Below are 3,210 nucleotides of genomic sequence, written 5' to 3' on the forward strand. Positions count from 1 at the left end.
CTGCTGATCGGCGGGTTCTACGCGTTGTCGGTGTGGTCGATGGTGGTGGGCGTCGGCGCGGACAAGATCGTGCCGCTGTTGCAGTCCTTGCAGGACCCGACGACCTTTATCTACGGCATGTCCGACCATTTTGTCGGCCCGCACCTGACCCAGGTCATCCGCGTGCTGTTCATGGTGAGTATCTATGCCGGACTGCTGGCGTTCCACAACGCCGCCGCACGTTACTTCTATGCGATTGGCCGCGATGGGTTGCTGCACAGCCTGCTGGGCACCACCCATCGCGTACACCAGAGCCCGCACATGGGCTCGGCCTTGCAAAGTCTGATTTCCGCAGTGGTGGTGCTGATTTTTGCTGCGATGGATGCCGACCCGATCCTGCAATTGTTCGCCTGGCTGTCGAACCTGGCCACGTTGTGCGTGATCTTGCTGATGGCGCTGACTTCCGTCGCGGTGTTGGTGTTCTTCCGGCGCCATCCCGAACTCAAGGTGGGGATCTGGCGTGCACGGATTTTCCCCGGTTTCTCCTGCCTGGCCCTGTTCGCAGTGCTGGCGCTGGCGGTGGTGCACTTCGATGTGCTGACCGGGGCCAGCCAGCTCCTGTCCTATGGCCTCTGCGCAATCATTCCCCTGGCCCTGCTGGGCGGTGTATACCTGGCGGCCCGCTTGCGCAAGGCGTCGCCGGAACGCTTCCGGGCGTTGGGCAGCCACAAGCTCTAAGGCGTGCCCTGCGGCTGGCTCCTCCCCCGTCAAACCCGGAAATGGCCCACCAGCTGCTGCTGGTGACTGGCCATTTCGCGCAGTGCATCACTGGCCTTCGCGGCCTCGTGCATGCGCTGGCTGAGGGTTTCGCTGATGCCTCGGATATCGCTGACCCGGTGGCTGATGTCGTCCACCACTGTGCTTTGCTCCAGGGCCGCGCTGGCAATCTGTTGGTTCATCTGTTCGATCACGTCCACGGCCTGGGAAATACCCGCCAGCGCGGCGCGGGTCTGTTGCACCTGGACCACGCTGCCGCTGGCTTGATCACGGCTCAGTTGGGTGCTGTGCACCACGTCCTCACTCAGCTGTTGCAGCGTTTCGATCACCGTGCGTACCTGTTCCACCGAGCGCTGGGTGTTGCTCGCCAAGTGCCTGACCTCATCGGCCACCACCGCGAAACCCCGCCCTTGCTCGCCGGCCCGGGCGGCCTCGATGGCGGCGTTCAACGCCAGCAGGTTGGTCTGCTGCGCAATGCTGCTGATGACATCCAGCACCTGGCCGATCTGGCGGCTGCTGTCGGCGAGGGCGGTGACGTGCTGGAGCGTGGCGTCCAGGCGCTGATCGAGCGCCTCGATGCTGCGCTCGGCTGTGGCGAACACCGCCTGGCCTGATCGGCTCGCGCTTTCGGCGGCGGTGGCGGCATCGGCGGCGCTGTGGGAGTGGCGCGCCACCTCCTGGGCACTGGCGCTCATTTCATGCAGGGCGGTGGCCGCCAACTCCACTTCGCGGTACTGGCGTTGCATGCCGGTGCTGACGTCGCGGGCTACCCCCGAGGAGGTGTCGGCGCTGTCGCGGGTGTCGCGGGCGGCGGTTTGAATGGCGCGAATCATCGGTTGCAAGGTGTCCAGGAAACGGTTGAAGCCACCGGCCAGCCTGCCCAGTTCGTCGCGCCGCCCGGCGGGCAAGCGTTGGGTGAGGTCGCCGTCGCCTTCGACGATGGCATCCAGCAATTCGACCATCTTGAGCAGTGGGCGTGTCACGCCGTAGGCGGTCACCCAGATCAGCAGCATACCCAGGCCGCTGGCGAGCAGGCCCAGGCCAAGGTTGAAACCGTTGGCGGCGCGGCTTTTGCTGTCCAGCTCGCTTTGCATCTGCCGGGCGGGGGCCTGCACCAGGGCTTGCGGCACTTTGATTTGCAGGTGCCAGCCGGGGTTGCCGTCCACCACCTGCAGGGGCTGGCGGATATCGACAGTGTCCCCCGCGACGGCGCCGCTGCGTCCTGCGATCTGGCCGGCGGGCGACAGGATGCTCACTTCGCCGGCGCCCGAATACAAATCCTGGCCCAACTGGGCGGCGAGCTTTTGCAGGGTGTCGAGGCTGACGTCCATGCCGACCACGCCGAGTACCTGGCCGTTGGCGATCAGCGGCACGGAAATACTGCTCATCAGTACATCGCGGCCTTCCACTTGGCTGGTGTAGGGCTCTACCACGCAGGTGCGCCGTTGCGTCTGGGGGCAGCGGTACCAATCGGTGTCCGGGTCGGCGCCGGGGAGCGCATGGTTGGCGGTGATCTGTTCTTCGGTCAGCACATCCTGCACCAGCTGCCCCGGCAGGCTCTGTGACCAGTACAACGCAAAGCGCCCGGTTTCATTGCCGGCCAGGGCGCGTTGCCCGACAAACTCGGCGTCTGCGCCGGCCAGCGCGCCAGGCAACAGCACCACGTACAGGCCGAGCACGTGCTGCTGTTTGAGCAGGGCCTGGCGGGTCACGCTGACCAGCGTTTCGCGCAATTGCGCGGCGCTGAGGCGGCCCTCGAGAGTTTGCTCGCGCAGTTGCAGGACCTGCTCGGCGAACCCTTCGCCTACCAGGGCGCTGTCATTGAAAAAGCGCTCCACGTGTTGGCCATGGGCAACGGCCTGGGCCTGCAGGCGCGCCTCGGCGGCTTGCCCCAGCAGGTGACTGCTCTGCTGCTTGAGCAGATCGGCGCTCTGTTGATTCTGGTACAGGCCGGCACCGATCAGCGCGCCGACCACCACCAGCAGGCACAGCCCGCTCAGCAGGGTGATGCGCCATTGGAGGGTGAGGTGAATTGAACGCATGGCTGAGGTTCCTACGCAAGGCATCCGGGAGAAGGGCGGGGTGACGCGAGCATGCGGCGGGACGCGATAAGCGGCTATCCCGAATCGGCAAACGCTGTGGGCACGCCATGGGTGGCTTGACCTGTTTTGGGGCGGCGCTTCGGATGCTACCGATTTGGGATAGCGAGCGGCTCAGGGGCGGGCATAGGATCAAATTCAGCGTGCAACCAAAACAACAACGCCAGAGGGCACCGATGCCGTTTGATCGGGCCCAATCCAACAGCGACTGCCTCATACAATAAGGTCAAAAAAATGAGTGTATCTATCCCGGTCAACAGCTCCACGGAGCTCAAGCGTGGCGCCCTGGGCGTGGGCTTCATCATTTTCTTTGTGGTTTCGGCGGCGAGCCCGTTGAGCGTGATCGCCGGTGGCT

2 protein-coding genes and 1 pseudogene are annotated in these 3,210 nt (G+C 64.9%); 1 reads left to right on the forward strand and 2 read right to left on the reverse strand.

The features are described from left to right. Positions 1-717, forward strand: a 717-nt coding sequence (locus tag BMX59_RS29955) for an APC family permease (RefSeq protein ID WP_139212947.1), incomplete at its 5' end; no start/stop codon positions are given. 29 nt (positions 718-746) lie between these two features. Here BMX59_RS29955 and BMX59_RS31275 read toward each other — a convergent pair. Together BMX59_RS31275 and BMX59_RS31280 are read right to left on the reverse strand one after the other, a co-directional pair. Beyond that, positions 747-1,589, reverse strand: coding sequence for a methyl-accepting chemotaxis protein (locus BMX59_RS31275; RefSeq protein ID WP_371914399.1), 843 nt, complete (start codon positions 1,587-1,589; stop codon positions 747-749). A gap of 15 nt (positions 1,590-1,604) precedes the next feature. Further along, a pseudogene (locus BMX59_RS31280) lies at positions 1,605-2,822 on the reverse strand (HAMP domain-containing protein); the annotation flags it as partial. Between the last annotated feature and the right edge of the window lie 388 nt (positions 2,823-3,210).

The sequence above is a fragment of the Pseudomonas sp. NFR09 genome (assembly GCF_900111535.1).
In the GTDB taxonomy this organism is placed as follows: domain Bacteria; phylum Pseudomonadota; class Gammaproteobacteria; order Pseudomonadales; family Pseudomonadaceae; genus Aquipseudomonas; species Aquipseudomonas extremorientalis.

Bases quoted from the DNA above. Each gene is read 5' to 3' on its own strand.
- BMX59_RS31275 (WP_371914399.1), bottom strand. From the start codon at position 1,589: ATGATTCGCGCCATTCAAACCGCCGCCCGCGACACCCGCGACAGCGCC.